The organism is Lawsonibacter sp. OA9, from assembly GCF_022440585.1.
The window spans coordinates 2,676,515-2,700,117 of record NZ_JAKNTI010000022.1; the positions used below are offsets into that span (position 1 = coordinate 2,676,515).

At 56.1% G+C, this 23,603-nt stretch carries 23 protein-coding genes; 8 read left to right on the top strand and 15 right to left on the bottom strand.

All coding sequences use genetic code 11. The annotated features are described in order from the left end of the window. The first annotated feature begins 18 nt into the window (after window positions 1-18). The 4 genes from MCG44_RS14175 (at window position 19) to MCG44_RS14190 (ending at window position 4,813) form a co-directional block, all read left to right on the top strand. Entirely contained in the window at window positions 19-390 is a 372-nt protein-coding gene (locus MCG44_RS14175; RefSeq protein WP_147572590.1) for a GntR family transcriptional regulator, read from the top strand. Continuing rightward, complete coding sequence (locus tag MCG44_RS14180; protein WP_240288846.1) at window positions 387-1,289, top strand: ABC transporter ATP-binding protein; 903 nt, start codon at window positions 387-389, stop codon at window positions 1,287-1,289. Before MCG44_RS14175 ends, MCG44_RS14180 begins: the two co-directional genes overlap by 4 nt. Then, window positions 1,264-3,309: a hypothetical protein gene (locus tag MCG44_RS14185; protein ID WP_240288847.1), complete on the top strand. Its 2,046-nt coding sequence runs from the start codon at window positions 1,264-1,266 to the stop codon at window positions 3,307-3,309. The genes MCG44_RS14180 and MCG44_RS14185 overlap by 26 nt, the downstream gene beginning before the upstream one ends. 247 nt (window positions 3,310-3,556) lie before the next feature. After that, a complete protein-coding gene (locus MCG44_RS14190; protein ID WP_240288848.1) occupies window positions 3,557-4,813 on the top strand; it encodes an acetyl-CoA C-acetyltransferase in 1,257 nt (418 codons plus the stop codon). A gap of 395 nt (window positions 4,814-5,208) precedes the next feature. Here the strand turns inward: MCG44_RS14190 and MCG44_RS14195 are convergent, their stop codons facing one another. The 6 genes from MCG44_RS14195 to MCG44_RS14220 all read right to left on the bottom strand — a co-directional run bounded on the left by MCG44_RS14195 (window position 5,209) and on the right by MCG44_RS14220 (window position 10,494). Beyond that, entirely contained in the window at window positions 5,209-5,427 is a 219-nt protein-coding gene (locus MCG44_RS14195) for a hypothetical protein (RefSeq protein WP_186853196.1), read from the bottom strand. A gap of 460 nt (window positions 5,428-5,887) precedes the next feature. Then, window positions 5,888-6,331: a tRNA adenosine(34) deaminase TadA gene (tadA, locus tag MCG44_RS14200; RefSeq protein WP_240288849.1), complete on the bottom strand. Its 444-nt coding sequence runs from the start codon at window positions 6,329-6,331 to the stop codon at window positions 5,888-5,890. After that, entirely contained in the window at window positions 6,321-6,497 is a 177-nt protein-coding gene (locus tag MCG44_RS14205; RefSeq protein WP_240288850.1) for a hypothetical protein, read from the bottom strand. The genes tadA and MCG44_RS14205 overlap by 11 nt, the downstream gene beginning before the upstream one ends. Window positions 6,498-6,566: 69 nt before the next feature. Beyond that, window positions 6,567-7,736, bottom strand: coding sequence for a stage II sporulation protein P (gene spoIIP, locus MCG44_RS14210; RefSeq protein ID WP_240288851.1), 1,170 nt, complete (start codon window positions 7,734-7,736; stop codon window positions 6,567-6,569). A gap of 213 nt (window positions 7,737-7,949) precedes the next feature. Then, the gene (locus MCG44_RS14215; RefSeq protein ID WP_186853200.1) at window positions 7,950-9,350 is read right to left on the bottom strand and encodes a sodium/glutamate symporter; all 1,401 of its coding nucleotides are present in this window, start codon (window positions 9,348-9,350) and stop codon (window positions 7,950-7,952) included. A gap of 55 nt (window positions 9,351-9,405) precedes the next feature. Then, window positions 9,406-10,494: an NAD(P)-dependent oxidoreductase gene (locus MCG44_RS14220; RefSeq protein WP_186853201.1), complete on the bottom strand. Its 1,089-nt coding sequence runs from the start codon at window positions 10,492-10,494 to the stop codon at window positions 9,406-9,408. 417 nt (window positions 10,495-10,911) lie between these two features. Here MCG44_RS14220 and MCG44_RS14225 point away from each other — a divergent pair, with 417 nt between their 5' ends. Continuing rightward, window positions 10,912-11,862: an AraC family transcriptional regulator gene (locus MCG44_RS14225; RefSeq protein WP_240288852.1), complete on the top strand. Its 951-nt coding sequence runs from the start codon at window positions 10,912-10,914 to the stop codon at window positions 11,860-11,862. Window positions 11,863-11,970: 108 nt separating this feature from the next. Here the strand turns inward: MCG44_RS14225 and MCG44_RS14230 are convergent, their stop codons facing one another. The 6 genes from MCG44_RS14230 to MCG44_RS14255 all read right to left on the bottom strand — a co-directional run bounded on the left by MCG44_RS14230 (window position 11,971) and on the right by MCG44_RS14255 (window position 18,154). Next, the gene (locus MCG44_RS14230; protein ID WP_240288853.1) at window positions 11,971-12,969 is read right to left on the bottom strand and encodes an ABC transporter permease; all 999 of its coding nucleotides are present in this window, start codon (window positions 12,967-12,969) and stop codon (window positions 11,971-11,973) included. Next, window positions 12,969-14,072 carry an ABC transporter permease gene (locus MCG44_RS14235; protein ID WP_186853202.1) on the bottom strand — a complete coding sequence of 368 codons (1,104 nt, stop codon included), beginning with the start codon at window positions 14,070-14,072 and terminating at the stop codon, window positions 12,969-12,971. Before MCG44_RS14235 ends, MCG44_RS14230 begins: the two co-directional genes overlap by 1 nt. Window positions 14,073-14,074: 2 nt before the next feature. Next, window positions 14,075-15,694: an ABC transporter ATP-binding protein gene (locus MCG44_RS14240; RefSeq protein WP_240288854.1), complete on the bottom strand. Its 1,620-nt coding sequence runs from the start codon at window positions 15,692-15,694 to the stop codon at window positions 14,075-14,077. A gap of 212 nt (window positions 15,695-15,906) precedes the next feature. After that, on the bottom strand, window positions 15,907-17,217 hold the full coding sequence (locus MCG44_RS14245) for a BMP family ABC transporter substrate-binding protein (protein WP_147572574.1): 1,311 nt from the start codon (window positions 17,215-17,217) through the stop codon (window positions 15,907-15,909). An 81-nt stretch (window positions 17,218-17,298) separates the two neighbouring features. Then, on the bottom strand, window positions 17,299-17,874 hold the full coding sequence (locus MCG44_RS14250; RefSeq protein WP_147572573.1) for a xanthine phosphoribosyltransferase: 576 nt from the start codon (window positions 17,872-17,874) through the stop codon (window positions 17,299-17,301). 112 nt (window positions 17,875-17,986) lie between these two features. Further along, window positions 17,987-18,154, bottom strand: coding sequence for a hypothetical protein (locus MCG44_RS14255; protein WP_240288855.1), 168 nt, complete (start codon window positions 18,152-18,154; stop codon window positions 17,987-17,989). A 150-nt stretch (window positions 18,155-18,304) separates the two neighbouring features. On the opposite strand from MCG44_RS14255, the gene MCG44_RS14260 reads away from it, so the two are divergent. Further along, window positions 18,305-18,781: a hypothetical protein gene (locus tag MCG44_RS14260; protein WP_147572571.1), complete on the top strand. Its 477-nt coding sequence runs from the start codon at window positions 18,305-18,307 to the stop codon at window positions 18,779-18,781. 46 nt (window positions 18,782-18,827) lie between these two features. Here the strand turns inward: MCG44_RS14260 and gap are convergent, their stop codons facing one another. The 3 genes from gap to MCG44_RS14275 all read right to left on the bottom strand — a co-directional run bounded on the left by gap (window position 18,828) and on the right by MCG44_RS14275 (window position 21,654). Then, window positions 18,828-19,847 (bottom strand): type I glyceraldehyde-3-phosphate dehydrogenase, encoded by a 1,020-nt coding sequence (gap, locus tag MCG44_RS14265; RefSeq protein WP_240288856.1) that lies wholly within the window; start codon window positions 19,845-19,847, stop codon window positions 18,828-18,830. A gap of 315 nt (window positions 19,848-20,162) precedes the next feature. Beyond that, on the bottom strand, window positions 20,163-21,407 hold the full coding sequence (locus MCG44_RS14270) for a dicarboxylate/amino acid:cation symporter (protein ID WP_186853205.1): 1,245 nt from the start codon (window positions 21,405-21,407) through the stop codon (window positions 20,163-20,165). Between the two features lie 70 nt (window positions 21,408-21,477). Beyond that, entirely contained in the window at window positions 21,478-21,654 is a 177-nt protein-coding gene (locus MCG44_RS14275) for a hypothetical protein (protein WP_240288857.1), read from the bottom strand. A 146-nt stretch (window positions 21,655-21,800) separates the two neighbouring features. Between MCG44_RS14275 and MCG44_RS14280 the strand changes: the two genes are divergently transcribed. Together MCG44_RS14280 and MCG44_RS14285 are read left to right on the top strand one after the other, a co-directional pair. Then, entirely contained in the window at window positions 21,801-22,610 is an 810-nt protein-coding gene (locus MCG44_RS14280) for a ParB/RepB/Spo0J family partition protein (RefSeq protein ID WP_186853207.1), read from the top strand. Window positions 22,611-22,832: 222 nt separating this feature from the next. Next, window positions 22,833-23,588, top strand: a complete 756-nt coding sequence (locus MCG44_RS14285; RefSeq protein ID WP_147572564.1) for a ParA family protein — start codon at window positions 22,833-22,835, stop codon at window positions 23,586-23,588. Window positions 23,589-23,603: the final 15 nt, after the last annotated feature.

The following is a 23,603-nucleotide window of genomic DNA, read 5'->3' on the forward strand; positions in this document are numbered from 1 at the left end:
GAGAGAGGAGGAATCGCTTTGCTCAACCTAGACTTTCGGGATTCCCGTCCCATCTATGAACAGGTGAAGGACGGCCTGCGGAAGCTGATGGTATCCGGAGTCATTCAGGAGGGAGAAAAGCTCCCTTCTGTCCGTACCATGGCCAGCTCCCTGGCCATCAATCCCAATACCATCCAGCGGGCTTACGACGCTCTGGAGTCCGAGGGCTATCTCTGCTCCGTGCCAGGCAAAGGCTCCTTTGCCGCCCCCAACAGCGGGGTGGACACCGGGCGGCGGGACGCCCTGTTCCAGACCTTTGACCAGACAGCGGCGGAGCTGCTGTTTCTAGGGGTCAACGGCGAGGAGTTATGGGCCCGCATCCGGGCTCTGGAAGGAGGAGAGGAACCATGATAAAGGTAAACAACGTAGTCAAGACCTTCGAGGGCTTCCGGGCCCTGGACGGTCTGACCATGACGGCGGAGAAGGGCTCTATCTACGGCCTTGTGGGCCCCAACGGCGCCGGAAAATCCACCATCCTGCGACACATCATTGGCGTCTACCGCCCCGATTCCGGCAGCGTCTTGGTTGACGGCCAGCCGGTCTATGAAAATCCCGCTGTGAAGGCCAAGATCGCCACCATTCCGGATGAGCTGTATTATTTCGCCTCCGCCTCCACCCGGGACATGATGCGGTTCTACCGGGGGATGTACCCCCAATTTGACGCCAAGCGATATGAGGCGCTGAAGGATGCCTTCCCCGAGGTGGATGAGAAGCAGCCCATCCGCCGCCTGTCCAAAGGGATGCAGAAGCAGTCCGCCTTCTGGCTGGCCCTGTGCTGCCAGCCGGAGGTACTGGTGCTGGATGAGCCGGTAGACGGGTTAGACCCGGTGATGCGCCGTCAGGTCTGGTCCCTGCTGATGGGTGACGTGGCCCAGCGGGGGACCACGGTGCTGGTGTCCTCCCACAACCTGCGGGAGCTGGAGGACGTGTGCGACCATGTGGGCATCCTGTCCCATGGCAAGGTACTTCTGGAACGGTCCCTCACCGACCTTCAGGATAACGTGGTCAAGCTCCAGGTGGCCTTCCAGGACGGGCATCTGCCCCAACTGCCCCAGGATATGAACGTCCTCCACACCACCCAGGTAGGTCGGGTGTTCACTCTGATTGTCCGGGGCAGCCCAGCGGACATCAAGACCAGGATGGCGGTGTATTCCCCCATTCTGATGGAGGCACTGCCCCTGTCCCTGGAGGAAATCTTTATCTATGAAATGGGAGGTGAGGACTATGGGGTCCGCGACATCGTGCTTTAATTCCACCCTCTACCGCAAAACTATGACCCGCTTCTGGCCCCTTTGGGCCCTGTATGGGGTGATTTGGGCCTTTCTGATCCCTCTGAACCTGCTCAATCAGTTTTTCTGGCTTCAGGAGCGATATCAGGGAGAGCTGGACCTTCAGTCCATGCTGACCTCCGCCGCCCTGGACATCCCCTATCTCCTGACTATGGGAGTGGCCCTCTCTCTGGTCTTTGGGGCGCTGGCCGCCATGGCCTCCTTCGGCTATCTGTACAATAACCGGTCCGCCGCCATGATGCACGCGCTGCCCCTGCGGCGGGAGGCCTTGTTCACCACCCAGTATCTGGCCGGTCTGTCCTGCCTGTTGCTGCCCCATCTGGCGGTGGCTCTGGTGACGGCGGCCGCCGAACTGGCCTTTCTGCCTATGGAGTGCTGGGGAGAGGCGCTGGCCGCCCTGGCTGTCTGGCTGCTGGTTCAGAGCGGCACCGCTCTGTTTTTCTTCTCCTTTGCCGCCTTCTGCGCCATGTTTACCGGCCACATCCTGGCCCTGCCCGCCTTCTATGTCATTCTGAATTTTCTGGTCATGGTGATCTCCACCCTGCTGGCGGAGCTGATGAACCGCTTTTTCTACGGCTTCCCCGGCCGGGGCTGGGTGGGGGGCAGACTGGTAGAGTGGTGTACCCCCGTCTATCTGCTGTCCCAGGCCTGTAACTGGAATGTGGTCCAGACGGGGGAGAGCGGGGCCGCTGTGACTAGGGAGTGGGGTCTCGCCTCCCCCTCCACCGTGGCCATCTACGCCGTGGCCGGACTGGTTTTTGCCCTTTTAGCCCTGCTGGTCTACCGCCACCGTCATGTGGAATCCGCCGGGGATGTAGTGTCCATCCCCCTGGTCCGGCCTATTTTTAAATATGGGGTCTCCTTCTGCGCCGGACTGTGCTTTGGCACCTTTACCAGCACTTTTTTGGGCTGGCAGGCAGACGCCGTATTCCTCACCGCCTGTGTGCTGTTTTGGACCGTAGCGGGCTATTTTACCGCTGAGATGCTGCTAAAAAAATCCTTCCGGGTGCTAAACGCCTGGAAAGGCTGCGCGGCGGTGGCGGCCGCCATGGCTCTGTTATGCGCCGCCTGTGTCTATGATCTCTTTGGCGTGGAGAGCCGGATTCCCGATGCCGGCCAAGTCGCTTCCATCAATCTATCGGCAGACATGGGATACCCCATGGATATCAGCGGCTTCCATCTGTCCCAGATCACCGAGCCCGGCCAGATCCAGCAGGTCTTGGACCTCCACCAGGCCATCATCAATGAGAGGGACCGGAATGGAGCTGACAATTACAGCATATACGGTGATGACTACATCTTTTTCTATGTGACCTATACGCTGAAGGATGGGTCCACCCTGTCCCGTGAATATTCCAGCGTCCCCATCTTCCTGGATGAGTTGGACAAGGAGGGCTCTGTCACTCAGCTGGCCGACCAGTTGATCCAGAACCGCGGCCTGATCTCCATGGTGTATAATTTTGCCTCTTTCGAGGAACAGGGCCGGCTGGTGGAGGCCTATCTCACCGATGTCCGGATGCTGCCCAATTCCCTGTCCCCGGAGGGGGAAGATCGGAGCACCCTGTATCTGGACGGCGCCGCCGGGGAGGACCTGGAGGGCCTGTGGGAAGCGGTCAAGGCTGACTTTGCTGATGGGAGCATCGGCGTACGCTATCTCTTCAGCGACGAGGAGCGGTTGCGAAACACCTACCGCACCGACCTGCGTTTCCAATGGGAGCTACCCCTTGAGGAGCAGCCCGGCCGCGGCGGCCAGTATGCCCCCGCCGCAGAGAGCAGTCCCGTCGGCCAGACTTATTCCTCCTCCCTCAGCATCACCCTGACGCCCAACGCCAGCCGCACACTGGAATGGCTTCGGACGTTCAGCGGCCTGGGCTCCCAGTATGAGCTGGTCCTCCACGATGAGGAAACGGCTGTCGGAAGCGTTTCTACCGGAGATACCTCTGTGGCGGCCCTCTACCAGGAGGCCGTCCTTGCGGACTGAAGCCTTCTTCCCTCCCCCGGCTTAAAATAGAGCCGGGGGATTTTGTTAAAAAATTCACTATTTTACATAATTTTTGCCCTTCCGCTGATATAATTTTTGCGATTTTGTCAATCACAGGCAGGAAAGAGGCACCCTTGGACAGAAAAATTGATTGCTTTTTCCCCTTTCCTCCGATATAATCAGAACAAGAGCGGAAATCGTGGGCGTCCCTCTGGACGCCAAATAAATTTTGGAGGTAACAGAAGCTATGAAAGACATCTACGTTGTCAACTGCTGCCGCACCGCCATCGGCTCCTTCGGCGGCTCCCTGAAGGATATCCCCGCCGCTGATCTGGGCGCTACCGTCATCAAGGAGGCCCTGTCCCGCGCCGGCGTCAAGCCTGAGCAGGTGGACGAAGTCATGTTTGGCTGCATCCTCACCGCTGGCCTGGGCCAGAATGTGGCCCGTCAGGCTGCCATCAAGGCCGGTGTGCCCACCTCCGTCCCCGCCTACACCGTGGGCATGGTGTGCGGCTCCGGTATGAAGTCCGTCATCGAGGCCGCCCGTACCATCATGGCCGGCGACGCCGACATCATTGTGGCCGGCGGCACCGAGAATATGTCCGCCGCCCCCTACGCCCTGCCTGCCGAGCGCTGGGGCGCCCGCATGGGTGACAAGAAGGTGGTAGACACCATGATCAAGGATGGCCTGTGGGATGCCTTTAATAACTACCACATGGGTACCACCGCCGAGAACATCTGCGACGTGTGGGGCATCACTCGCCAGGAGCTGGACGAGTTTGCCGCCTCCTCCCAGAACAAGGCTGAGGCCGCCATCAACTCCGGCCGCTTTGACGACGAGATCGTCCCCGTGATGGTCAAGCAGAAGAAGCAGATGGTGGAGTTTAAAGTGGACGAGTTCCCCCGCGCCGGCGTCACCGCCGAGGGTATCTCCAAGCTGAAGGGCGCCTTCCCTGTGGGGCCTGAATCCCCCGCCCCCGCCGTGGAGCACACCTTCGAGCCCACCGGCATCAAGGAGTCCGCTGACAAGGGCCAGCAGCGCGTCACCGCCGCCAACGCCTCCGGCATCAACGACGGCGCCGCCGCTATCATCCTGGCCTCTGGCGAGGCCGTGGAGAAGTACGGCCTGAAGCCCATGGCCAAGCTGGTCTCCTGGGGCCAGGGCGGCGTGGATCCCAAGATCATGGGCGTGGGCCCCGTGCCCGCCTCCCGTCAGGCCATGGCCAAGGCCGGCCTGAAGATCGAGGACATGGATCTGGTGGAGGCCAACGAGGCCTTTGCCGCCCAGTCCATCGCCGTGGCCCGCGAGCTGGGCTTCGACATGAGCAAGGTCAACGTCAACGGCGGCGCTATCGCTCTGGGTCACCCCGTGGGAGCCTCCGGCGCGCGCATCATTGTCACTCTGCTCCATGAGATGCAGAAGCGCGACGACGCCAAGAAGGGCCTTGCGACCCTGTGCATCGGCGGCGGCCAGGGCGTTGCCACCATCTTTGAGAAGTGCTGATTTTCTCTTCTCCCCTTTGGAAAAGCGGCCTGTGATTTTGGAAGGATCACAATATAGTATCGAGCGGAGCTCCGGGACATCCCCAGGGCTCCGCTCCTTTTGTCCCGTGAGTCTCCCCCCAAGAAAGCGGGAATTTCCGAGGTCCTTGAGCCTTTTCGTCTTTTTTACGAAAATTCTGGTGATAGATTGAAACAAGGGGAAAAATAAGGTACTCTAAAGGCAGAGTGAAACAAATCGGCCAAAGGGTCCATCCAATGATCGAGGGAGGAAACAGATGAACAAGATATAGAAACAGCTTCTCTATTACTGCGGTATTTTTCTTGTTATTTTCCTGAGTCATGTGGCTTGCTCCGGCTTTCAGGAAAAGGCACAGAGTACCCTATCAGCTTGTATACCTACTCCTTGACCTTGGGACCGGCATTGCCGCCTTTATCCTTGTATTGCTGCTGGTCCTGGGCCGGACGGCGCTGTGCTCCATACGGCCAGCGGAAAATTCCGTTGTCTGTAATGCGGTATGCTTCTTCGCGGCCGCGGGGTTTCTGTGGTGGCGGTTTTTCTATTTTGGGGAGGTAACCTTTATTTCCCTGCTGCTGCCTGTAAGCGAGCTGTTTCATGGGCTGATGACCCTGCTGCTGATGCGGAAAAAGAAAGTTCAGGGAAATGCTGACACAAGTATCCCCTCCCCATAAAAATCAAAAGGCAGGCCTGTAGTTGGAACAGGCCTGCCTTTTCTTTTCCTGCGGGGCCGCTGACGAAAGCCCCCGGACGCCTGCTCCAAGGCGTCCGGGGGCTTCCGTTGAAAAAGAGGATCAAAATGAAACGAACTGTCTCTTGCAGATTTTATGATAAGAGAAACTTATTAACAATTCCAACGCAAGTTGTTACATAAGTTTTAAATCTCTCCTGGATCCAAAAATTTTGCCCAAAAAGGGGGGAAAGACCAGCGGTCAAACCGCCGGTCTTCCAAAAAAATTGGAGGATAGAATGAAAAGATGCTCTTGCCTTGCGAGTATCAGTATACCCAAGGGTTATTACAAAAGTTATCCGCAGTTGTTACAAAACCTTTAAATCTTTTCAGCGCAGCGCCTCAAAAAACTTCTGAAGGACCGCTTCACACTCCTCCCGCAGGGGACCCCGATAGATGCGGGGATGGTGGTTGAAGCGTTCCTCGAACAGATTGAGAACCGAGCCGCAGCAGCCCGCCTTCTCATCTCCCGCTCCGTAGTAGATTCGGTCAATGCGGGCGTTGATGATCCCTCCAGCGCACATGGGGCATGGCTCCAACGTTACATAGAGGGTACAGCCGTGAAGACGCCAGCTTCCGGTCCTGGCGCATGCGTCCCGTATGGCCTCCAGCTCCGCGTGGGCGGTGGCGTCTCCCCGTTCCTCCCGCCGGTTGCGCCCCTCGCCAACGATTTCTCCGTCCTGAACAATAACACAGCCTACGGGCACATCCCCCTCTGCCTGGGCCTCCATCGCCAGCTCCAGAGCCCGGCGCATATACTGTTCATGATTCATCCTGAATCTCCCGCATGAACACCAGTCCCCCATTCACCTGTGCGCAAAACTGCCAGCCTGCCCGGCCCAGCGCATTCCACTGCTCCTCCGCTTCTCTCACCTTTTTCTTCTCGTCAAACCCCATAGATACCCTGATATCAGCTATTTTATATTCGTATTGCTTCATCCGTTTCACCCCTTTTCCCCAGTTTACACCAGGGGGGTGGTTTTCGCAACCGCTCTTTTCTTGGACTTCCTACCCCTCCTTCATGGCCAGCAGGGTGCGGGCCACGTTGTCCGCCCACAGGCGGGCCCCGGCCAGGGCCTCGGTGAGAGTATTTCCATGGCCTCCCACCTCCACCAGGAGGTAGCCGGGCGAGAGCTGCTGGTTATACCGGCTGTTGCGCAGGACGATGGGCCGGGCCAGGCTGGAGTACCCTGTGACCAGGTTTTTTTGCAGCTTGATTCCAAAGGCCAAATTGTCCCTCCAGCGGGGGTGGGCGGCGCCAGAGCCGTCGGTGCCCACCACCAGCATGACCTGGGCCACCTTCTCCCCGGCCTCCTCTGAAACCAGCTTATAGATCTCCCCCTCGTTTCCCACCAGGGCGTCCCGGTGGACATCCAGCACCACTTTGATGGTGGGATACTGCTTCAGCCACTGCTCCACCGCCGCCTTGGACCGGTCATAGGCCCCATTATAGGCCGGATAGTCATAGAGGTTGGTATCATGGACCACCTGAAGGCCGTGGGCCCGAAAAACCGTGGCCATCTCCTCCCCCACCCGGACCATGTTGTGGTTACAGTCGGTGGTCCGGTAGGGATCGCTCTCCTCATAGGACCTCCCGTCCGACTGGGAGTATGCCTCACTGCCATGGGTGTGCAGGATCAGGATCTGCGGTCCCTCTCCCAGTGGAACGTCCACCGTGCCCTCCCCCAGCACCGAGGCGTCCAGCCCCAGGTCGGTCCGGTCATAGACATAAACTCCCTGGTCGTGGAGGTACTTCCCCCCCTCTTTGCCCTTCGCCGTCATCTCCAGGATGCCCTCGTCCTCTGTGGGAGGCTTCAGGTCGGGTTCCCCCTGCTCCTCCTCATCCACCAATTCTTCCTTTGAGCCCAAATCCTCCATCGGGTCGGCCCCATCTCGGACTTCCGCTACCGCTTCCTCTCCGGCAGCCAGCAGGGCGCTGTGACTCAACAGCAGCCTGCCCCATCCGGTCAGCTCTGCGGAAGCGGTCTGCCGGGGCAGCTCCCCCAGCTGGCTGGACAACAGGGACACGGACAGGCCGGGCTCCTGCCCCAGCGCGGCCAGCCGTTCCTTTACCCCGGATAAATCGGCCATCAGGGACAGCCCCCAGCAGGCCACCAACACAAGCCCCAGGGCCACTCCACGGCGCAGGGCCCGTCCGATTTGATCTCTCTTATCCACATTACCACCCCTTATCCTCTGTATGGTTCGTATCAGGAAGATATGCGGGAGCCAGCTCCTATATGACTTTCTGCCCCTTATTTCCTGGGCAAAAAAGACCTGGCTGGTATATGGGGCACTCCGATCTGGGTATATAGCGGCACACACCGCCTCCTGGCTCTCTGGGGAGGACCAAGAGACGGTGTATGTAGAAGAAGATGAAAAATGGGTAAATTATCGATATGTCTTCAGACGACGTCCGGGGACCCAGCCCTTAGTGAAGTAGGCGAAGATCCACATAACAGCCACAATGGCAAAGCAAGCGCCAGTGACGATCCAGCTTCCGGTCGTACCCATGTTGACGATAAGAATGGGAGGAATTACCTGAAGGCCAATGATGATGGGACGGTTGAACACATCGGCGATGCCGGAGTCCTCAATACCGCGGCTCTTCAGTTCCGGGTCAACCACGCGCTGCAGCAGCACGCCGGTGGCCGCCACGCCGGTGGCGTGACCCCAGACCATCATGTTGCGCTCGAACCAATCCTCGTCGGAGGATTTTCCGCCCACGATGATGAACCAGAACCAGTTGATGAGGAAGCCAGCGGCGCACACCACGATGAGGGGAACCGCAAATTCCATTACGACACTGAGGTTCAGCGAGCCGATACCGGAAATCATCAGGAAGTCGGTGGCGGTGCCCTGGATACGCTGTACCGTACCCCGGTCCACATACTGATCCGCACCCGTCTTGTTCAGAAAGCCATTGAGGATGATTCCGGCAATGAGAGACAGGCAGAACTCAGGAATAGAGATCTTGAAATCAAAGGTAGCCAGCGTCCAGTTGGCAAACCACTTGGAGGCGATATAGCCCACCCAGCAGGCCAGCATCACAATACCCAGATGGAAGCCCAGAGGATCCAGGCAGATGGAGGCTACGGTGCCTTTCGAAGAAGACTTCTGCTTATTGGCAGGGACCAGGCCGGTACGCATTTCCTGAGGGAGCTCCTTGGGATTCTCCACGTAGTGGGTGTAGCCCTTACGGGTGCCCCAGTTGATAATGATCATGCCGCTAATGATGCCGCCTACGATGCCAATGGTGGCGCAGGTGTTGCCCAGATCCGTCATGTTAGGCACGCCCAGCTCACTCAGAGCGGAGCCTACCGCCGCAGCGGTGCCATGGCCGCCGTAGAAGCCAGTAGCCATCATCAGACCAAAGTTCTCGTCCAGAGTGGGATAGAGTTTGACCAGCAGCACCAGTGTGACCAGCATGCCTACGGCGTACTGCAGTACGGCAATACCCGACACGTTAAAGAACATACCGCTGATCTTGGGGCCCGACGCGGCCCCTTTCTGGGGCTTGTCCCCGATGGGGGTGGCGGCAAAGATCACCACGATCAGCACGCTGGCATAGGTCCCGAATGAGGTAGACAGAGGCAGGATCTTCAGCTGCTCCACAGGACTTTGTGGACCGAACAGAAGAGCCAGAAAACCAGCGATAACCGCGGGAGGAATCAGCACCTTTTGAATCAGTTTTACCTTGGCACGCAGAAATTCACCGATCAGTAGCAGTGCGCCCATGATCGAAATATCGACCATGACTTGCCAGATAGCAGAAGACATTGTGAGTTCCATTGTAAACACTTTCCTCCTTTATCAGTTGCTCCAGAAAGCCCTGACGCGCAGAAAGTCAGATCACATCCTGGTAATAGGGCAGCTGTTCATCAAAACGTTTCTTCCCGTTTTGATACCAGCTGATCATGTGGGAAATTGTGTCAGCTGCCTTGGACTCCACAGCCAGATCAGAGTTGAAGCCCTGGTGGGGCTGCACATAAATGTTGCCCATCCGGCTCTCCGCCATCTGGAGCAGCACCAGCGCCGCAGCTACCCGGTTGTTCACAGTCTCAACCTGCCCCTTCTGAACAGCCAATGAAAAATCATGCTCATTGGAGAACACATCCAGGCCGATGCCGCCCAGCACACCCTGATCGTAGAGCTTCAGCAGCACAGGCTCCGGCGCAATCTCGCCACGAGTCACATTGATGAAGATCAACCCCTTCTTGGCACGGCTGAGATAGTCGTAGGAGAAGTAGTTCTCGTTGTAATAAGGGCTCCCCTTGATCCGGGTCAGATTCATGGCGTTGATGATCACGTCGCTGGTCTCAATGGCCTCATCCTTGGTGACAAATTTCACGTCGTCACCGTATCGCTGGGACAGCTCCCGGGCGCGGATGTCCACAGCCTGTACTGTCAGACCGTTGGCACGAGCCAGATCAAATGCGCGCTTTCCAATATTGCCAAGACCAAATACTGTCACCACCCGGTTGGCGGCCAGCTCCATGAAGGAGTCAGTCTTGTTGCGCTCAAACGTAGCAGTGTTCACTGTGTATTGGTTTAGCAGTCCGGCAGTCGCGTACAGGAATTTGATGGCGGTCTGCGCAACCGCGTTGACGCAGTAGTTGCGCAAAGAGGTGATGTTGGAAACATCAGCCAGACTTTCCAGATGATCATAGCCAGCACTTCTGGTAATGATGCTCTTTTTGGGATTGCTGGCAAGGTAGTCCTGGGGAGGAACAGAGTGGGTCTTAATCGTAATGAGGGGAGGAAGCGTTTCGTCTGGGTGCTGTGCAAGAAAATCCTGCAGTGCATCGGGAACGATCAGATAACGCAGATCCCTGGGCAGCAGCCCCTTGGCCTGCGCTGCCTCCGTCTCCTCACGAAGGTGGTGAGCTTCCTCGCCCAAAGCCTCAAAGTGGATCACGTCGTAGTTGTGCAGCATTATGTTGTTGCTCCTTTTTCATTCGTGCCCAGCCCAACCCGCTGGCTGCGCCTGGTATAAGGCCCGTGCCGCAGGTTTTTCTTGGCTGCCGGGCAGAGACAGATGGGAATCGCCGCTGCGCATTGGCTTTTCTGCCTTGAATTATGTCAGAGAATAAGGACGTTTTCCTGCACTCAACGAGGATTAAATTGACGTATCTTGCTAATAGCAGGATGAAAACACCAAAAAAGTGAAAATGACGGTAAAGCAAATAAACAAATTGAATAAAACAAAAAATGGATTTATTTCCAAAAATATTAAATAATTCGGATCAAACACATAAAATGGGGTCATGTCGAAATTTCTGGTAGGTACCTTGTTATTTTATTGATCTATCTTGTTCAAAAAAGCAAAATGCTTTGAGAAGCGTTTCCGTCCATGCTACATTTGAGAGAACACAGGCGCTCCCTGGGAAACGCCCGACTTGAGAAAGGAGAGAACAGCGCCCGTATGCTGCAGTGCCGATATGAAGTACACATCAGTAAAAATGACACCTATTCTATGGATAAGCCTCACTTCCATGAGGATGTGGAGATTGTTCTGTGTGTGTCTGGAGAAGGGCTTTTGTTTATTGGAAACACTGTGTTTCCGCTGCACCGGGGACAGCTATTTTTCATTAATAGCTCGGTCCTGCATCGCAGCGTGGCGAATGAGGAGTACCGGTGTATGGTATTTCATGTGTCTCCCCAGATGCTCCAGGTCCTCAGCAGCCCCTATACCCAGTTCAGCACATACTGCTGCGGGATCGGGCAGGCGGTGACCCTCACTGGAGACGATATCAACAGGCTGGAAACACTGTTTTCCGGCCTGATGGCCCCAAAAGAGATCGGGTTTGGCGCCGATTTGAACAGAGTTGCAGAGGTCATCAACTTTTTGGTGGAGTGCTTTTCCCACTTTGCCAAAGCCGGAAAACCCCAGGCGCGCACCAATCCGGGACTAGAAAAAGTGACCCCGATTTTAGAATATATCCAGGACCATTTGGATGAGCCGCTGACTACCGCAAGTATCGCGGAAGCCTTTTATATGAGCAAGCATTATCTGTGCCACCTATTTAAGGAGCACACTGGCTTTAGCTTAATTGACTATGTCATTAACTGCAGAGTTCTCAAGGCGCGGGGACTGCTGCGACAGGGAATGCGGGTACAGGAAGCGGGAGAACGGTCCGGTTTCCAAAGCAACGAACATTTTATCCGTACCTTTAAAAAGCTTACGGGAGTAACCCCAAAACGTTACGGCATGATGTATCGTGAGATCGACTTGAATATGAAGCAGGAGGTGGTGACCATCAAAGGTCAGGATGGACGCATTGTGGAAAGCATCAAAGCCTGAAAAATGTGGAAACGGTACATAAAATATATAGAAAATGCCGCTGTCTTCCTCAGAAGACAGCGGCAAAAAACTATTGTGATGGATCCGGTCAGGTCTTTTTCTTGCAGGTCACCGCTCTTCCCGAAAATAATTGAGCCCCAGGGAGGCGGGCAGGCCGGAGCCCTCACGCTTGCGGACGGAGGTAGCCACCAGCACAATGGCGGTGATGAGGAAGGGCAGGGCCTGGTACAGCTGGGTTGGGACGGCAGCCAGCCACCCAAGCGTATCGGGGAAGGCGGCGGCCAGACTGGAGCCTGAAACTCGCAGGGTATTGAAAAAGCCGAAAACGAAGGTGCCCAGGATGGCCAGGGCAGGATTCCAGTTGGCAAAGATGACCAGTGCCACCGCAATCCAGCCGTAGCCGTTGATCCAGCAGCTGCTGTTGAAGGAGCCAGACATATTCAGCCCCATATAGTAACCGCCGATCCCCATGATGCCGCAGCCCAGGCAGATGTGGATATATTTGTACCGCTTTACATTGATACCCACAGAGTCGGCGGCGCCGGGATTTTCCCCTACCGCCCTCAAACGCAGGCCGGGTGCGGTACGGTTCAGATAGCACCACATGAGCAGAGCAATGGCCACCGCCAGATAGACCATAATATTGTGGTCAAACAGGCCCCGGCCGACAACGGGCAGTTGGGACAGGCCGGGAATAGCCAGATCGGAAAAGCCCTCCTTGATGTTGGCGTAGTCATTCATGGCGGGCCAGCTGACCGCCTTGACGCCGTTGCCCACAAAGAAGTAGACGCCCAGGCCGAAGGTGGTCAGGGTCAGGCCGGTGATGTTCTGGTTCGCCTGGAGGGAAACAGTCAGCAGGGCAAAGAGCAGGCCGCACAGGGCGCCGGCCAGGAAGGACACCAGAATGCCCACCCCCAGGCTGTTGGCGTAGCAGCCCACAATATAGCCAAAGATGGCTCCCACGGCCATAATGCCCTCCACGCCCAGGTTCAGGCTGCCTGACTTTTCCACCACGATCTCGCCCACCGTGCCGTAGAGCAGAGGAATGTTGTACACCACGATGTTGTGGACAAAGGTGGTGACCACGCCCAGTTTATCCATTTCCATTAGGTGCTACCCCCTTTCTGAGAACGCACAAGCTTAAAGCGGATGAAGAAGTCCGCCGCCAGTACCAGGAACAGAATGACCCCCTGAAGCATATCGGCAAAGCTGGAGTCCACCTTGGAGAAGGTGGCGGCGGCAATGGTGGAGCCGTGCTGCAGCATGGAGATCAGAGCGGCCACCACAAAGATCACAGCGGTGTTCAGCTGGGACAGCCAGGCCACAATAACGCCCGTCCAGCCCACATCGTCGGTAAAGGAGGTGGAGAGGATGCCGGAGGTGCCCACCTTGAAGGAGGCAGCCAGGCCGATAAGACAGGCGGACAGGAATACGGTGCGCAGCACGATGGCGTTCACCTTCATGCCCGCATAGTGGGCGGTGCCGGCGCTGTCCCCCACCACAGCGATCTCATACCCATGTTTGGAGTATCTCTGGTAGATATAGACCAAGACGCCGATGAGCAATGTGAGGGGAACGCAGATATTCAGGGAAAATTTCCCGATGGGAATGGTGGGGAAGGACACCATCTTGCTGAAGTTAGCAAAGACAGGCCGGACGGACGAGGTGTCCAGAAAGAAGTTCCAGGACGCTTGGGTTTCTCCCAAAAATACCAGGAAATATAGGGCCACATAGTTGAGCATCAGGGTCATCAGGGTCTCATTGGTGCCGAACTTTACCTTCAGCACAGCTACGAAGGCGCCATACAGACCGGCGGCTGCCATTCCTGCCAGACACATCAGCACTAAAGTCAGCGGAGTCGGAAGCATAGGGCCGGCCTTAAAGGCCACTGTGGCGGCGGCCACAGCCCCCAGGATGAACTGACCCTCGCCCCCGATGTTCCAAAACCGCATCTTAAAGGCCAGGGACAGGGCCACAGAGGTGAGCGCCAGGGGAACAAAGACCTTCAGATAGTTCTCAAAGGTCTTGTAGGCAATCTTGTTGCCCACCATGCCCATGGTGAACATCCGGCTGTAATAGGCGACTGGGTCCACTCCCATGGCCAGCAGCAGCAGACCGCCTACCGCCAGGGCGGCGCCCACCGCAAGCAGATAAAGGCACAGCTTTTTCCAGAGGGGACAGTGATCCCGCTTGACGATATGAAAACGCATGGTCAGTCCTCCTTCCTCCGGCCGCCGTCCTCCTGGGCCTCCAGCTCACGCAACTCCTGGTCGGTGATGTTGGTGTCCCGGGCAATACCGGCGGGCTTATTCTCATACTTATTGGTCAGGTCCAGGGCGCCAGTCATCATCAGACCCAGTTCCTCCTTGGTCGTCTTGTGAGCGTGGACCACGCCCATGACCTTACCGTGGCACAGTACCATGATCTTGTCGCACAGGGCCAGCATCACATCCAGATCCTCGCCCACGAACAGGATGCCTACCCCATCCTGTTTCTGCTGGTTCAGGATGTGATAGATGGCGTAGGACGAATTGATGTCCAGACCACGGACCGGATAGGCGGTTATCAGGACATTGGGGCCCGCCTTAATCTCCCGGCCCAGCAGCACCTTCTGCACATTTCCGCCCGACAACCGGCGTACCGGGGTTTCTGTTGAGGGAGTGACCACGCCCAGTTGCTCAATCACCTGCTGGGCGGCGGCCCGGCCCGCCTTCCGATCCACAAAGGGACCCTTGTTCTCACCATAATTTTTCAGGAGCATATTGTCCGTAATGGACATGGAGGGGGCCAGGCCCATTCCCAGCCGGTCCTCGGGGATAAAGGACATGGAGATGCCCTTCTCCAGAATAGCCTTGGGGGGCAGGCCCACAATATTGTCCCCCTTGTGAATCATCAAGCCGGACTGGATGGGCCGCAGGCCGGCGATGGCCTCACACAGCTCCTTCTGGCCGCAGCCGGCGATGCCTGCCACTCCCAGAATCTCCCCTCCCCGGATGTAGAAGCTCACCTTGTCGATGGCCACGGCGCCTTCGTCGTTTTTGATGGTCAGATCCCGGACTTCCAGCAGGGGCCGGGTTTTTTCCACCACAGGCCGTTCAATATTCAGGTCAATTTTCCGGCCTACCATCCACTCGGTCAACTCCTGCTCGTTGGTGTGAGCGGTGTCCACGGTGGTGATATACTCCCCCTTGCGCAGGATAGCTACCCGGTCGGAAATGTCCATGACCTCGTTGAGCTTGTGGGTGATGATGATGATGGAGTGGCCCTCCTCCTTCATCTTCCGCAGCACAGCAAAGAGCTTATCAATCTCCTGGACTGTCAGCACCGCGGTAGGCTCGTCCAGAATGATGACCTTAGCTCCGTAATAGAGCACCTTGATAATCTCCAGGGTCTGCTTCTCCGACACCGCCATGTTCCGGACCTTTTTTCTGGGGTCGATGTCAAAGCCGAATTTTTTGGCCATCTCCCCGATCTCTCCGTACCGAGCCCTGTTTAGCCCGATACCGGCCTTCTCCTTGCCCATCCAGATGTTATCGGCCGCGGAGAACACATCCACCAGCTTGAAGTGCTGATGGACCATACCAATGCCCAGCCGCTTAGAATCCTCCGGGGAATTAATGGTCACAGGTATCCCGTCCATCAGGATCTGGCCCCGGTCAGGCTGGTAAATGCCAGACAGCATATTCATCAGGGTGGTCTTGCCCGATCCGTTTTCCCCCAGCAGGGCCAGAATCTCCCCCTGGCGCAGGGTCAGGTCTACGTCCTTGTTGGCCACCACACTGCCAAAGGTCTTGGTGATGCCCTTCATTTCAATGACATATTCCGACGCCATGGAACCACGCTCCCTCTTTTGTACTACAAATTGTTATCTTTCTCTCTTATATTGCACATCGTATCCAGGCAATCCAATACCGCTGGCCTCTCCTCCCTGGGCCGGAGGTTCCGGACCAGGGAGCACAGGCCAAGGGCCATAAGCTCTAAAAACCGGGCCGGCCGGTGGCCGGCCCGGTTTTTCGGGTCTTAGGGGATATTCGTTCAAAAAGCTCAGGCCACTACGACACCCTTGACAAAGTAGTTCATGGTGCCGGTGATGACGCCGTCCTCCACAGACTCGCCGCCGGCGGGCACGATCTCGGTGTTGGCGGGAACCACCACCTGGCCGTCCTTGGTCTCGTCCCGGTCGCTGGTGACCAGAGCGTCGTCATACTGCTCCACGGCGGCCTTACCGTCAGCGACTGTGACCTTCAGCTTTACGCCGGAGAACACGTCCCAAGCGCCGGAAACGATAAGCTCACGGACCTGGTCAATGGCGTCCTGGGTGCCGGCAGCACAGTTGTCACTCAGGGGGGACACATCTACAAAGCCTTCGGCCAGACCGCCGTACCAAGCTTCGCCGCCCATCTTCTCCACGAACTGGGAAGCATCGCCTTCACAGGCCATGGCAGTCTCGATTGCCAGCTTGTAGTAGACATCCCAGTTCCACACAGGGGCAGTCAGGTGGGCGTTGGGGGCGTCCTTGGTCATGTCGGAGTTGTAACCGCAGCCAAACACGCCGGCCTTCTCCGCGGCCAGCTGAGGCTGGGCAGAGTCGCAGTGCTGGGCGATGACACCGCAGTTGTAGCTGTTAATCAGCTCCTCGGCAAAGGCGTACTCGTTGACCTCGTCGAACCAGTTGCCCAGCTCCTTCACATAGACAGTGGCGTCGGGGTTGACGGCCTGGACACCCAGGGCAAAGCCGTTAATGCCGGAGCAGGTCTCAGCGTACTCAGTGCCGTAGGCGGACACATAGCCCACATTGTTATTGTTGGTCTCCAGGCTCTTCAGGCCAGCGGCAATACCGGCCAGGTAGCGCGCCTGATAGATACGGCCAAAGTAGTTGTTGTAGTTGTTGGGGTTGCTCATATAGCCAGTGGCGTGAGAGAAGATCACATCGGGATACTCCTCAGCCTTGTCGGCCATGGCATTCAGATAGCCGAAGGAGATGCCGAAGATGATGTCGCAGTCCTCGCCCACCAGGGTATCCACGGCGGTGGCCACGTTCTCATAGTCCTCGGTGATCTCGTCCTGGATGATGAGCTGGGTGTCGGGGTCCATGCCCAGGGCCTCCATGGCCTTGGTAATGCCGTTGTGGTGGGCATAGGTGTAGCCGGCGGTGTCGTTCTTGCTGTTGATGTAGATAGCGCCCACCTTAAAGTCGCTGACGTCGGTGGTCTGGGAGCCGCCAGCCTGGCTGCTGCTGGTGTTGGACTGGTTGTTTCCGCTGGTGGCACTGTTGCCGCCGTCGCCGCTGTTGCCGCAGGCGGCCAGGGACAGGACCATGGCCATTGCCATAGCCGCCGCAAGGATCTTCTTCATCGTTGTGTTATCCTCCTTAGTTTTTGGTTGCTCTTTTCATTCCTCGGATGGTACATATATTAAAACCGGATGGCTCCGGCTTTAATCCGCGAACTCCACACCGTTTTCCTCACTCATAGCCTTGACTCTGGCCAGGGACTCCACCCGCACGCCCTGGGCGCGGAGCCGGTCTCCACCGGGCTGGAACGCCTTTTCAATGACGATCCCCGCCCCGGCCAGCTGTGCCCCGGACTGCGCCACTATGTCGATCAGTCCCTCCAGGGCGGCGCCGTTGGCCAAAAAGTCGTCAACGATAAGCACCTTGTCCTGGGGGCCCAGGAACTTTTTGGACACGATGACCTGATAGATCCGGCCGTGAGTAAAAGACTCCACCTGGGTGGCAAAGACCTCGCCGTCAATATTTTTGGTCTGGGTCTTTTTGGCAAAAATCACCGGACAGTGAAAAAACTGCGCCGTGATACAAGCGATCCCGATGCCGGAGGCCTCGATGGTCAAAATCTTGTTCACGCCGCAGTTGGCGAACCGGCGCTGGAATTCTTTGCCGATCTCCTCAAAAAGGGCAATATCCATCTGATGGTTCAGAAAACTGTCCACCTTCAGCACATCGTTCCCCTTCACGATCCCGTCCTGACGGATCCGCTGCTTGAGAAGCTCCATTTCCAGTCCCCGTCCTTTCCTCGAAAATGACAGTGGCCCGAAAATACGGGCCACGCTACTTCTTGATATACATTCATTCTACAAAAAATTTTCGTCCCCTGCAATCCCTTTTTTAAATTTTTTCTCTTGCGCCTTCCACAATTTTTTCTCTGTTTCTCCCCAGCTTTCGTCCTTTTTCACCAACCACGCCTTCTTTTGCCCCGACCGTCCCGTTCCACAGGAGAAAACGGGGCAATACGGTACCGCTTGAAATACAGGCTGACAAAGTTTCAGCCGACATAACCAAGTGCAGCATCTTTTTTCAGTCGGTAATCCTGCACAATTTTTTTTAAAATCTTCTTGATATTTAATGCAACCTGAACTATAATAAAACTATACACAGCCCCTTTCACCCCAGTCTATTTTATTTAAAGTATAGGAGGAAACGTCCATGGGTTATCCGAAAACTGGAAATGAGGTTTATGTCAGCTTTTCCCTGTCAAATACAATGTTCTCCGGCATTGGCAAAGGGACCATTACCAGAGAACTGGTATCGGTAGATTATCTAAAGGACCTATTCCAAAAATACGGGGTCATCGTATCGGCCAAGCCGGAACAGCGCCGGCTGCTGGAACTGGTGAACGAGGCCTACGGCCTGGGTCTGGAGATTCCTGACACCCTGAAGCTGGCCCGCCTGTCTGAAAAGAACCGCCGTCTGGTCCTCATTTCCGTCCAGGGCCTGAAGCGAGTCAACGGCTCCCTCCTCCCCTCTTATAGCGAGGAGGAATTCCAGGAGGCCACTTTTGAGTTTGTCAAATACTATGTCCAAAGCCGGCACTACGACGATCTGGTGGCGGAGAACAACAAGCTGAAAAGCGACTTGGAATCTGAGATCGCCTGGCGTACCAGAACGACCGCTGACGAGTAAAACAAAAAAGAGCCGCCTGCTGGTTTCCCGGCAGACGGCTCTCCTTTTAGGAACGGTCCACGCGGTACATATGGGAAATCAGGTCCAGCACTTTATTGGAGTACCCCCACTCGTTATCATACCAAGCGATCAGCTTGACAAAGCGGTCATCCAGCATGATACCCGCAGTTTCGTCCAAAATGGAGGTGTGGGGATTGCCAATGATATCGGAGGACACGATCTGATCTCTGGTATAGGATAGGATTCCCTTCATGGGGCCCTGGGCGGCCACATGGACAGCATGGCATATCTCCTCATAGGTGGTGGGTGTCACCAAGCGGGCGGTCAGGTCCACCACGGATACATCATTGGTCGGGACACGGAAGGACATCCCGGTCATTTTGCCCTTCAGCTCCGGAATGACCAGGCCCACCGCCTTGGCCGCCCCGGTCGTGGAGGGAATGATGTTGCCAATGACAGAGCGGCCTGTCCTCCAATCACGCCCCGCTCTGGCGTCTACCGCCTTCTGCTTGGCTGTAGAGGCATGGATGGTAGACATAAGGGCCTGCTCTATCCCAAAATTGTCCTGGATGACCTTAGTCAGAGGCGCCAGACAATTTGTCGTGCAGGAGGCGTTGGATACTACATCCATATCCGCGCTATAATTCCAGTGGTTGACGCCCATGACAAAGGTGGGCGTCATTTCATCTTTGGCCGGAGCGGTAATGACCACTTTTTTTGCCCCGCCCTGAAAATGGAGGGAGGCCAGCTCTTGGGAGTTAAAGGCCCCGGTGGATTCTACGATGTACTGTGCGCCGCACTCGCTCCATGGGATCTGCCCCGCGTCGCTCTGACTGAATACCCGGATCCTGTGTCCGTTTACGATCAGGTCGCGGCCATCATGTTCCACCGTCCCCTGAAAGGTGTGAAACACTGAATCATACTTCACCATGTACTCCATGTAGTCCAGGTCAGCCTTACGCAAATTGATGCCGCGCAGGTCAAAGCCGTCCCCTCGCTCCAAGATGATTCGGAGTACAACCCTTCCAATCCGTCCGAATCCATTGATCCCAACTGGAATACCCATTTTACATCATCCTCCATTTTACTTCTCAATAAATACTAAAAAATATATATTTAGTATAGCTTTCATTATATATCTCTTTTCTAATTTGTCTATATAATTAAATAAGTTTTTTCTAAATAAATATTTTTATTGCTTAATTCTATTATAGAATAATATAATTATTATTTAAATAAAAATCAAATTCTTTTCCGGCTTGTTTAAAAAGTAAGAGGGAGCCTCTCCCAAAGGAGGGGCTCCCTCTTATTGTTCCATTGACGCGCCAGCTTTGTGGATCGGGCGGCCCTCACCGCCTCTCCAGGCACAACGCGGAGAAAATCAGCGGACCGCGCCCTGCGTCTTGGCAGTCTTACGGTCCTCCATCTTGGACACGATGACCGCACAAGCGGCGTCGCCAGTGATGTTCACCGTAGTACGGCCCATATCGAAGATCCGGTCGATCCCGGCCACCAGAGCGATACCTTCGATGGGGATATTGACGCTCTGAAGAACCATGGCCAGCATGACCATGCCCGCCCCTGGTACGCCGGCGGTACCGATAGAGGCGAGGGTAGCGGTGAGCACTATGGTGACCATTTGTCCCAGGCTCAAATCAATGCCGAAGGCCGTGGCGATAAAGATGGCACAGACGCCCTGGTAGATGGCGGTACCGTCCATATTGATGGTGGCCCCCAGGGGCAGGACAAAGGAGGCCACCTCACGCCGGGCCCCCAGCCGCTCGGAACACTCCAGCGTAAAGGGCAGCGTCCCTACTGAAGACGCGGAGGAAAAGGCCATCATCATAGCCGGGGCCATGTAAGCAAAGAATTTGAGAGGGGACACTCCCCCCAAGGTACCCACGGTTAGGGAATAGACCAGGACGGCATGGAGGATATACCCCACATAGGCCACCAGCAGCACCGCCACTAGGGATGCTAGGATCTCCGGGCCGTTTTCCACGATGACCGGACAGATCAGGCAGGCGACACCAATGGGAGACAACTTGATAATCAGGTCCATAATCTTCATGGACACCTCATTGAAACTGTCCACAATCTGGGCGGCCACCAGCCCCTTCTCTCCGGCCAGCAGGATACCGAAGCCCAACAGCAAAGAAATGACGATGACCTGAAGCATAGAGGCATTGGCCAGCGGCGTGATTGGGTTGGCGGGGAAAATATCCACAATGACCGACATAATGCTTTTTCCCGCTGGGGGTTCATAGCTCAGGCCGCTGGTCTCCAAGGTCGTAAAGAGGCCGGCCCCCTTCGCCACGCTGGCCAGCGTTAGGGCCAGCACCACCGCAAAGGCTGTGGTACACATATAATATACCACTGTCTTGCCACCTACCGAACCCACGCGGCTGATGTCCTGCATCGAGATGACTCCGGCAGCGATAGAAAACAGGACGATAGGCACTACAATAAATTTCAGCAGGTTCAAAAAGATGTCGCCCCAGGGCTTGATATAGCCAATGGCGATCTGCCCTCCGTCAGGGACCGCCATCAGTATCAGGCCCGCGGCAATACCAGCCACTAAGCCGACAAAGATCCAAAAGGCAAGAGGCAGTTTTTTTGTTTTCATAATTCTCCTTCTCCTTCCCTATCTTCCCTTATACTTTCGCAAGGATTTTCCAGAAATAAAACGGCCGTAATCATACATACAACGGCATTGGACCCGGCCCTCTCCCTCTCTCCTTCCTCTTATTTCCCTTATCCCCGCTTTTTACAGCACTTTTTCTTCTGCTTTCATTATATACACCTCGCTTTGAATTTACAAGGTATTCTCTTCCTCTCCTTTTATAATTGTGCAAGTTCCCCATATCAATCATTCATTTTTTATCTATTCAGTCAGCCTTTGACCCTCCCTCTGAAATTTTTACGGATTTTTTTCTGCCCCTCTGTGTTTTCGACCTATTATTTACCATATTTTGGTAGAATATGGGTGTGAGAACTTGACAGAAAGGCGGTACCTATCATGCGGCTGCTGCCCAAAAAAGGTATATTCGACAGCGGGCGTGTCCTATTCCTCCCTGTGGACTCAATCCTTCCCAATCCTGACCAGCCCCGCACGTTGTTTTCCCAACCCGAACTAGAGGAACTGGCTGACTCCATCCAGTCTATGGGTATTTTACAGCCACTTACTGTGCGCCGCCGGGAGGGCGGCTGGGAGCTGGTGGCTGGCGAGCGGAGGCTGCGTGCGGCCAAGCTAGCCGGTCTGCGGGAAGTGCCCTGCCTATCCATCCAGACAGACGGTCAGTCCTCCTCCCTGCTGGCCCTGGTGGAGAATCTCCAGCGGCGTGACCTGGATTTTTGGGAGGAGGCTCTCGCCCTGCGTAAACTCATTGACACCTATCACATCTCCCAGGATGAAGCCGCCCGGCGTTTGGGTAAGAGCCAGTCCGCTGTGGCCAATAAGCTCCGGCTGCTGAAGCTGGACCCGGCGGTCCTCACAATCCTGCGGGAAGGTGGATGCACCGAGCGTCACGCTCGCGCCCTGCTCCGTCTGGAGGACCCGGCCCAGCAGCGGGAAGCGGCGCAGCAGGTGACCGAGCGTTCCCTGACCGTGGCCCAGACAGAGAGTATGGTGGAGGCCATGCTCTCCTCTCCCTCCTCCGGCCCTAAAAAGAAACCCACGTTTATTGTCAAGGATGTCCGGCTGTTTTTAAATACCATCAGCCGTAGTCTGGATCTGATGCGCTCTGCCGGCGTCAACGCCTGTTGCCGCAGAGAGGACACCGACGAGGAGATTTTACTTACCATTCATATTCCCCGAAGGGCCACATGACGCCCTCCCCCCTTTTTGCCCCGTGGGCTTTTGATCCTGAGCCCACGGGGTTTTTGCGCCCAGATGGCCCTGATGTTTCACGTGAAACATTAGGCACTCATTTTTTGTGGGAAAGGACAGAGAAAAAGCGGAAAAGCAGTTGAAATCCCGGTGCCCGATTGATATAATAAGATGCTGTACCGCCCCTTCGGGGGCATTTTCATCGCTGCTAAGGAGGCGCTCATGGCCAAGATCATCGCTGTCGTCAATCAAAAGGGTGGAGTAGGCAAGACGACCACCGCTGTCAACTTGTCCGCCGCCCTCCATGACCTGGGCAAGCGGGTGCTGCTATGCGACTTCGATCCCCAGGCCAACTCTACCTCCGGCATGGGTGTAGATAAGAATACCGCTTCTCCCAATATCTACGATGTGCTGATCAATGGGGCCGAGCCGGCCAAAGCAGTGGTCCGGACCAGATATGGCGATGTTCTCCCCTCTAACAAGGCGCTGGCCGGAGCGGGCATTGAGATGATCGCCATCGACAACCGGGAGAGACTGTTGAAAACCGCCCTGGACGCCCTGTCCGGGGACTATGACTATATATTTATCGACTGTCCCCCTTCTCTAGAGCTGCTTACTGTCAACGCCCTGTGTGCCGCCGGCTCCCTGTTGGTCCCGGTCCAATGCGAATACTATGCCCTGGAGGGGCTTAGCGACCTCTTGGCCACAGTGCGGTTAGTCAAGCGGGGATTGAATCCCGCCCTCTCTCTGGAGGGGGTTCTGCTCACCATGTTCGACAGCCGTACCAACCTCTCCCTTCAGGTAGCGGAGGAGGTCAAGCGCCACTTCCCTGGCCAGGTATACGCCACCGTCATCCCTCGAAACGTCCGCCTCTCCGAGGCACCCAGCCACGGCAGACCCATCTCCGCCTATGATCCCTATTCTCGTGGCGCGGAGGCCTACCGCCTGTTGGCGGATGAGATTGCATCCAAGCGCTAACCTTATAAAAGAGTA

Coding starts and splice junctions, on each gene's coding strand:
- MCG44_RS14180 (WP_240288846.1), top strand. CDS start 387: ATGATAAAGGTAAACAACGTAGTCAAGACCTTCGAGGGCTTCCGGGCC.
- MCG44_RS14185 (WP_240288847.1), top strand. CDS start 1,264: ATGGGGTCCGCGACATCGTGCTTTAATTCCACCCTCTACCGCAAAACT.
- MCG44_RS14190 (WP_240288848.1), top strand. CDS start 3,557: ATGAAAGACATCTACGTTGTCAACTGCTGCCGCACCGCCATCGGCTCC.
- MCG44_RS14195 (WP_186853196.1), bottom strand. CDS start 5,427: ATGAAACAGCTCGCTTACAGGCAGCAGCAGGGAAATAAAGGTTACCTC.
- tadA (WP_240288849.1), bottom strand. CDS start 6,331: ATGAATCATGAACAGTATATGCGCCGGGCTCTGGAGCTGGCGATGGAG.
- MCG44_RS14205 (WP_240288850.1), bottom strand. CDS start 6,497: ATGAAGCAATACGAATATAAAATAGCTGATATCAGGGTATCTATGGGG.
- MCG44_RS14215 (WP_186853200.1), bottom strand. CDS start 9,350: ATGGAACTCACAATGTCTTCTGCTATCTGGCAAGTCATGGTCGATATT.
- MCG44_RS14220 (WP_186853201.1), bottom strand. CDS start 10,494: ATGCTGCACAACTACGACGTGATCCACTTTGAGGCTTTGGGCGAGGAA.
- MCG44_RS14225 (WP_240288852.1), top strand. CDS start 10,912: ATGCTACATTTGAGAGAACACAGGCGCTCCCTGGGAAACGCCCGACTT.
- MCG44_RS14230 (WP_240288853.1), bottom strand. CDS start 12,969: ATGGAAATGGATAAACTGGGCGTGGTCACCACCTTTGTCCACAACATC.
- MCG44_RS14235 (WP_186853202.1), bottom strand. CDS start 14,072: ATGCGTTTTCATATCGTCAAGCGGGATCACTGTCCCCTCTGGAAAAAG.
- MCG44_RS14240 (WP_240288854.1), bottom strand. CDS start 15,694: ATGGCGTCGGAATATGTCATTGAAATGAAGGGCATCACCAAGACCTTT.
- MCG44_RS14245 (WP_147572574.1), bottom strand. CDS start 17,217: ATGAAGAAGATCCTTGCGGCGGCTATGGCAATGGCCATGGTCCTGTCC.
- MCG44_RS14250 (WP_147572573.1), bottom strand. CDS start 17,874: ATGGAGCTTCTCAAGCAGCGGATCCGTCAGGACGGGATCGTGAAGGGG.
- MCG44_RS14255 (WP_240288855.1), bottom strand. CDS start 18,154: ATGTCGGCTGAAACTTTGTCAGCCTGTATTTCAAGCGGTACCGTATTG.
- MCG44_RS14260 (WP_147572571.1), top strand. CDS start 18,305: ATGGGTTATCCGAAAACTGGAAATGAGGTTTATGTCAGCTTTTCCCTG.
- gap (WP_240288856.1), bottom strand. CDS start 19,847: ATGGGTATTCCAGTTGGGATCAATGGATTCGGACGGATTGGAAGGGTT.
- MCG44_RS14270 (WP_186853205.1), bottom strand. CDS start 21,407: ATGAAAACAAAAAAACTGCCTCTTGCCTTTTGGATCTTTGTCGGCTTA.
- MCG44_RS14275 (WP_240288857.1), bottom strand. CDS start 21,654: ATGATTGATATGGGGAACTTGCACAATTATAAAAGGAGAGGAAGAGAA.
- MCG44_RS14280 (WP_186853207.1), top strand. CDS start 21,801: ATGCGGCTGCTGCCCAAAAAAGGTATATTCGACAGCGGGCGTGTCCTA.
- MCG44_RS14285 (WP_147572564.1), top strand. CDS start 22,833: ATGGCCAAGATCATCGCTGTCGTCAATCAAAAGGGTGGAGTAGGCAAG.